Source organism: Neptuniibacter sp. UBA6509, from assembly GCA_002435145.1.
GTDB lineage: Bacteria > Pseudomonadota > Gammaproteobacteria > Pseudomonadales > Balneatricaceae > Neptuniibacter.
Map to the genome: position 1 here is coordinate 1 of DJLT01000058.1, position 6,460 is coordinate 6,460.

7 protein-coding genes are annotated in these 6,460 nt (G+C 45.0%); 6 read left to right on the forward strand and 1 reads right to left on the reverse strand.

Translation table 11 applies throughout. From position 1 onward, the window contains the following. Positions 1 to 156 precede the first annotated feature (156 nt). Positions 157 to 1,335 (reverse strand): YagK/YfjJ domain-containing protein, encoded by a 1,179-nt coding sequence (locus B4K11_RS07660; RefSeq protein WP_292952818.1) that lies wholly within the window; start codon positions 1,333 to 1,335, stop codon positions 157 to 159. Positions 1,336 to 1,652: 317 nt separating this feature from the next. On the opposite strand from B4K11_RS07660, the gene B4K11_RS07665 reads away from it, so the two are divergent. The 6 genes from B4K11_RS07665 to B4K11_RS07690 all read left to right on the forward strand — a co-directional run. Next, on the forward strand, positions 1,653 to 1,982 hold the full coding sequence (locus B4K11_RS07665) for a hypothetical protein (protein ID WP_292952815.1): 330 nt from the start codon (positions 1,653 to 1,655) through the stop codon (positions 1,980 to 1,982). Between the two features lie 243 nt (positions 1,983 to 2,225). Then, the gene (locus tag B4K11_RS07670; RefSeq protein WP_292952812.1) at positions 2,226 to 3,041 is read left to right on the forward strand and encodes a DUF932 domain-containing protein; all 816 of its coding nucleotides are present in this window, start codon (positions 2,226 to 2,228) and stop codon (positions 3,039 to 3,041) included. A gap of 16 nt (positions 3,042 to 3,057) precedes the next feature. Next, positions 3,058 to 3,552 carry a RadC family protein gene (gene radC, locus B4K11_RS07675; RefSeq protein WP_292952809.1) on the forward strand — a complete coding sequence of 165 codons (495 nt, stop codon included), beginning with the start codon at positions 3,058 to 3,060 and terminating at the stop codon, positions 3,550 to 3,552. 127 nt (positions 3,553 to 3,679) lie between these two features. After that, positions 3,680 to 4,240 carry a site-specific integrase gene (locus tag B4K11_RS07680; protein ID WP_292952806.1) on the forward strand — a complete coding sequence of 187 codons (561 nt, stop codon included), beginning with the start codon at positions 3,680 to 3,682 and terminating at the stop codon, positions 4,238 to 4,240. A gap of 574 nt (positions 4,241 to 4,814) precedes the next feature. Then, positions 4,815 to 6,113 (forward strand): DUF5623 domain-containing protein, encoded by a 1,299-nt coding sequence (locus B4K11_RS07685; RefSeq protein WP_292952803.1) that lies wholly within the window; start codon positions 4,815 to 4,817, stop codon positions 6,111 to 6,113. Between the two features lie 192 nt (positions 6,114 to 6,305). Next, on the forward strand, positions 6,306 to 6,460 hold a 155-nt coding region (locus B4K11_RS07690), incomplete at its 3' end, for a transposase (protein ID WP_292959313.1).

Below are 6,460 nucleotides of genomic sequence, written 5' to 3' on the forward strand. Positions count from 1 at the left end.
GACTTTTCACACGGCCTGGGCACAAAGCTGACATTCGAGGTCATTTCATCCGATATGAGAATACCTACCATATATCTCATGCTAAATGAGATTCGACAGTCAGATTGTATTCCTTGATTCGGTGATACTTGATGATTCTCTTTAGGTAAGTGCCTGCTAATTACCTAAATGGCCAGACTTCCTTGGCCGACCTCTCTTTTTACCTGTACGCATTTGAACCTGACCTTTGCCCAGCGTACGGTATAGCTGCTTACTCCCGCTCTTATACTTTTTAGGAAGCTCAAGGCGCATAAAGTAGTCAGGCTTCGAAAAGTATTTTGTTAGATACATTAAACCTTGCTTTGCTTCAGTATCGGAGTAATTGACTGACCCTCTGATATCATTTTGATAGCGGCATTTACTTCCATTCACGTTGAAGTATGCCCCTCTTCCTTGGGTTATGTTCTTATTCCAGTAGTCACCGATCCGTTTGCCTATCAACACATCATGGCAATGCTTTGCACCATCAAAGAAAAAAACCATATGGTAGTGATAGCCTCTCGTCACCCCATACTCAAGCTTCCAGATATAGCCTAATAAGCCATGAAAAATTTTATTATGTCGCCTGTGACGAAGCAGACGCTCTAGGTCTGCCTTGACCTGTTCAAACTCAGAAACATGCTCATCCATCCCCAATTGTTCCCTCCGTCGGACATCTGCAATCGCTTGCTTGTAACTCAGATCCACGCGCACTACTAATAGCCGAGCCTTCCTGTCGAAAAGCTTGTCTATGTATGAAAGCATGCTCTTGTAGTTCTTATCTGATGTTTTCTGTGACTTCAGTATTAGTTTTTGAAATTGTGGGTTACTGAGCTTCTCTGAAAGCTTCTCAAAGCACTTATAGATTCTCTGCTCTAGAGCCTGATAACTGACTGTTTGGCCGTGTATTGATCTAAGCGTATCAAACGAGTTTACAGACTGGTCAATGTCATCCATCCATTGTAGGTAGGCCGTTATATAAGGGGAAAATGCTCTGATTTTAAGCAAGCCCCTTTTTCTGTAGTCTCTTATTGGAAGATAGTAATCAAAGAAGGCTTTAATCTGTTTGTTTTGAAATGCTATTGCTCTGACATCCCCAAAAGATACTTTTTTATAGATAAGCTCTCCAGTATTCTGGTTAACTGATTTTTTTAAACTTAAAGAAAAATCACTCAAGCAAAATTCTCTAATCTCATGATCTACTTTTAACAAAATCCTGGATATATCTCTGTCCTCTGTTACATAAACTTTGTCGTCTCTTATTTCACTTCCCCATTTGTCATCAATGACCTTATCCATCTCTTCACAATCAAGCATACAAATACCTTTACAATATAAATTGTATTAACTGTATATCTAGAAACTTATACCTAACGGTATGTTTCTTATAGATTTATTAATAATATAAGATCCAAAATTATCGAATTTTCTAATGCGCGTTATTTACTTAAATTATCGAAACCAAAAGCTCGCAATTGATTTGTTTTCTTTCCATATCATATGTACATAGTTAGTAGAAAATTACATATCAAATAAAAACATTTCAGATATATATCACCTCTCTGAGAACAGTCAGAAACTGTTTTTCCAGGCCACCAGCCTGGTTATATAACTAACTCTCAGGAGACTTTTTAATGTCATATTCATGCCCAGATTGCGGCTCTGAATCAATTATTGATTGTCATACTGGACGTAACGTCGGAAGCGTTACCGGTGGTGTAGCTGGGACTGCCAGCGGCATCGCGGGTGCGAGTTCAGGCGCGAGTGCAGGAATGGCGGCAGGTGCATTCGGCGGCCCTGTAGGGATCGCCTTAGGTGGACTCGCGGGAGCTCTGCTTGGCGGCTTAGCGGGTGGGGTTACAGGCACCTTAGCAGGCGCCAAGATCGGCGAGAAGCTGGACCAGCATGTTCTAGATGATCTGGAATGCGACCATTGTGGCCACACCTTTCGTAGTCATAACTGATCAGCGACTTTATCTAACCATTACCCACTTCTCCCGCTGACATCGCTCCATTCATTTCTTAGCATACCCACGCAACTCGGTATCCCGGCATTGGCCGGGGTTATGCCGTGCTAATAAATCTCAGCCACCTGAAACCACTTTTGCGGCTCAACGCCACTAACGTAATTTACGTTTATCTCATGACCCTATAGAGAACCGCTCTCTTGGGGCGCTTCTCTGTGGTCGCTTATAAGGAACCGACTTATGACGATGCAAATTCTTTCCCAAAATCAACTCTTCCGTAATGCCCCGGCTATTTTCGCTCAAGCCCCGGATAGCCGAGTTTCTGAACGCTATGGTTTTGTACCCACCATTAAGGTGGTCAATGCCTTACAAAAGGAGGGCTGGTATCCGGTCCGTGCTCAACAAACCTTAACCCGAATACCTGAGCGTCGCGATGTCGCTCGTCATATGGTGCGTTTTCGTCAAGATCCCGACCGACAAATCCAAGTGGGAGATTCCGTTGCCGAGCTGGTGCTGTGTAACAGCCATGATCGCAGCAGTGCTTATCAGTTAGATCTCGGTCTTTTCCGTTTGGTATGCAGTAACGGCATGGTCACCCCCATCGGTGAGATGGGTGGGATTAGAGTACGGCATGGCTGCCAAGTTGTGGATGAAATTCTAGAGGGGTCGATTGCCCTCATCGATGAAGCCCCCGAGGTAATTTCATCGGTGGACCGTTTCCGATCACTGCGTCTTTCCCCTGATGAAGCACAACTGTTCGCTCAATCTGCGCTGACGCTACGTTATGGTGAAGACTGGGTTAATACTAGCCCCGTTTCTCCCGACGCTCTCCTTCAAGCTAGGCGCTCAGAAGATCGTGATCCAGATCTTTGGCATGTTTTTAACCGCACCCAGGAAAACCTACTCAAAGGCGGCTTACGCGGACGTTCCAGCCGGGGGCGCCGAACACGTACCCGGCCCATTCGTTCAGTCACTGAAGACGTGCGACTTAACCGTGCACTTTGGCAACTGACAGAACATTTCGCCGCCCTCAAGGGCGAATCTATTGCTGCATAACAAAGGAGAAACCATAATGGAAACCGCACAACTGATTGCGGGTGAGAAACCGGGTACCTATGTAGTACCCGATGCGGTAACGGAAGCCGAGTTACTTCACCTAGCGAAAATGATTGCCCGCCGACGTCTCGCAAAAGGACAACCACTCAATAATCCGGATGAAGTGCATCGAGCGATACAAACCTTACTGATCGATTATGAGCATGAAGTTTTTGCGCTCTTGATGCTGGATAACCGCAACAGAATCCTCACGTTTGTGGAACTGTTTCGCGGCACGATCAACGCGGCCTGCGTGTATCCTCGCGAAGTGGTTAAGGAGTGCCTGAAGCTCAATGCGGCAGCAGTCATCCTAGTGCACAACCACCCATCCGGTGATCCAGACCCCAGCCAGGCGGATCGACAGATCACGCAACAGCTACAGGCAGCCTTATCGCTGATCGATGTTCGCGTACTAGACCACATCGTGGTGGGAACAACTCCAGTTTCCTTCGCTGAACGCGGCTTACTCTGACCCTCAACTGAAGTTCCCATATTGGCCTTTTGGGAACTTACCAACCCGGATGAGAACTGGGCTCAGTTCGAATGAGTCCCTCTAACTTCCCTTAACTCCCATTTCAATTGAAAAAAGGAACCTGACGATGACAGAGGTCCATGCTGTCAAAGATCCAGAGACCATCCGACTGATAAGCCACTTACTTACCCGGTGGCACAGTCAGCAGATGGCCGACATCTGGAACATCGGGCTTAACTTAGCACTGCGGATCTCAGATCTGCTATCGATTAAGTTTAGCGACATACAGGAGGACCGATTGGCCCTCCGTGAACAAAAGACGGGGAAACAAGCCAATATCCCTCTCAACCCAAAAGCGCTACAGATCATCCATCGTATTCAGCAGGAACACCCTAATCACACCTACCTATTTCAATCTTACCGCAATCACCAATCCATCAACCGTGCCCCCCATCCCATCTCTCGACGCGCCGTCAGTAAAGCATTTGGATCGATAGGTGAGGAGTTACGAATAGCGTTAGGCACTCACTCCATGCGTAAAACCCGAGGTTATCACCTCTACAAATCCACCAACGATATAGCCCGTGTGATGAAGATGCTCAGACATAGTTCTGAGAGCGTGACCCTGCGCTACATCGGCATCACCCAAGAAGAGATAGACCGTGACTTCCAGGAGTTAGAACTATGAATAAAGCAATACCTACACTAAAACTCTTATAGCTACCGCAAATCGTTAAATTACCTGTCCTGTGGGGGCGACCAAGGGGCTTAGCCCCTTTTTTTGGGGTAGGCATATGTTCTTCATGGGAAGCGATGCTGTTTAAGAACTATATTCATTCGTTACCTTACGTTTCGAGAGGTGGTTTTACCCCGAGACTTCCAACCACAATAGTCCCCCTATGCAAAAAATAATAGTCGGAAAGTGTCTGGACGTAGGATCACTCCACTGACTTCAACTGAGCATCCTAAAAACTGACTTCGTGAGCTATGACAACTTCACAGGAAAGTAATAGTCCATATAGCTACAAGGGCAAGGGAGCGGTTTTCGATACTTTACAGACATTAGCCCCTTGCTGGGCAGGGTTTGCATTATTTTATCTTATGACGTATAAAAAAGGCTGCTCTTGGTAGGAGCCTGTTGCTCGTCGTTGCAAAGCTTTTGAAGCACTACTTTCTTTTCTATTTTTACTTGCTCAATATTTTTATTCGGGCTTGTTAAGTGGTTGACGAGCGACGCTTGTAGGCAGGCTGGGAGAGTAAAAATGTTGGATGATACTATTCGCCCATCGACTATCGGTGGTATTAAACGTCTCGCTAAACAGCTAAAAAAAGCGAAGGGCGTTCCTCACAATAAAGCTTTAAACTTGGCTGCGATAAGTGCTGGGTTTGAAAACTTTCCTCATGCGCGTAACCGGCTTCAGACTTCCATTCCGATCGCACAAGGTAACAAGTTATTCTTTACTGTCTATTGGTATGATCGGAAGAGTGATTATAAAGCTGGCAGGGAAGTACTTGAGGTCGAGCTTTCAAGACCTTTGTCTGAAATAGCTTCTAATAGTGAACTTAAAAGATCTGGTGCTATAGGCTGGTTTAGACTTGCTACTCCGGATCATTTAGTAAGTGATCATGTCAGTCGATCTCAAAATGAGGCAATAAATAAAATTTGCAAAGCAGTACGGGTATTTAGGTTCATCGAGGCAACTGGTTTAAAGCCTAGCAAGGACTATGATGCAGCCTACCCAAATAGAGATAGAAGAAATAAATTACCGAAATCTGATCATACAACTGATTGGTATGATCCTGACTCAGGACAATTTATCCTAATCGATGAACCCTACCTTGATCCAGGGCTAGATGGCGAACGAGATGCGTGGGCTAAAAAACATAACTGGCATTTAAAAGCGTCAAAGTGGGCAGGTATGTATGCCCCGGATATGTCAAACATGTTTGTCGCTAGTGATGCATCGACAGGATATGACCTGGAAAGCTTAATGGCTAAAATTGACAGTCTATCTTACCCCGTTACAGCGGAGCACTGGAAAGGTATATCTACCAGAGGTCATGATACTTTCTTTACTCCTCTTACCCTTACCGAGCAAGATAAGAAGAGAGCTGTAGCGAGAGGAACAATTTACAGAGAGTCTAGCAGTAAGACGGTTCCTATGAGAAGTTGGGATGCTCCGCATAATGAACGACGTCCAAATGCAGTTATGCCGACAGAAGGTCACCAGCATGTAGCAAGGTTAATAAAAGCGATCGAGAGCTCTGGCACGACCCCGATTGGAGTTCATGACCGCTTATCGACTATTAAGAGTCAATTGGAGGATTGGTTTTTCGCAGAGCATGACAGCCAAGTAACGAATCAGTTTGACCTTTTCTATTACGGTGGTAGTGATAGTAAAGACCCATATGTCATACAGGCTGGTTCTGTGAACGGTATTATTAGCCTTCTAGAAGATCTGAAAGGTCAGTTACTTGATGCGTATGTCGACTGCGAACCATTGAGGAGATTGGTTAGAAAGCTTGATACTTCAATTAAACTTACTTCAAAGCTTCTCTAGCAATTCTTCCGAGCATCTTTCTATAGCCTATTCACCAATGCATGGTGGATGGGCTTATTCTATTCATTGAATTATTCGTGTTTCTGTTTGAATGAGAAAAACATCAGATTGTGAATTAATTAGGTAATCCCCCCGAAAATTAACTGTCCTCAAAAGTAGAATTTTCTCGTAATCTATACGCAGGAGATTCAAATGAAAAAATCACGTTACACCGACAGCCAGATCATGGCGATCCTTAAACAAGCTGAAGCAGGTACACCCATCCCTGAACTGTGTCGTGAACACGGCATGAGTTCAGCTTCATTCTATAAATGGCGCGCAAAATTCGGCGGTATGGATGCATCCTT

What these genes read in the sequence shown, in the direction of transcription:
- B4K11_RS07670 (WP_292952812.1), top strand. Translation starts at nt 2,226, where the DNA reads ATGACGATGCAAATTCTTTCCCAAAATCAACTCTTCCGTAATGCCCCG.
- B4K11_RS07685 (WP_292952803.1), top strand. Translation starts at nt 4,815, where the DNA reads ATGTTGGATGATACTATTCGCCCATCGACTATCGGTGGTATTAAACGT.
- radC (WP_292952809.1), top strand. Translation starts at nt 3,058, where the DNA reads ATGGAAACCGCACAACTGATTGCGGGTGAGAAACCGGGTACCTATGTA.
- B4K11_RS07660 (WP_292952818.1), bottom strand. Translation starts at nt 1,335, where the DNA reads ATGCTTGATTGTGAAGAGATGGATAAGGTCATTGATGACAAATGGGGA.
- B4K11_RS07665 (WP_292952815.1), top strand. Translation starts at nt 1,653, where the DNA reads ATGTCATATTCATGCCCAGATTGCGGCTCTGAATCAATTATTGATTGT.
- B4K11_RS07680 (WP_292952806.1), top strand. Translation starts at nt 3,680, where the DNA reads ATGACAGAGGTCCATGCTGTCAAAGATCCAGAGACCATCCGACTGATA.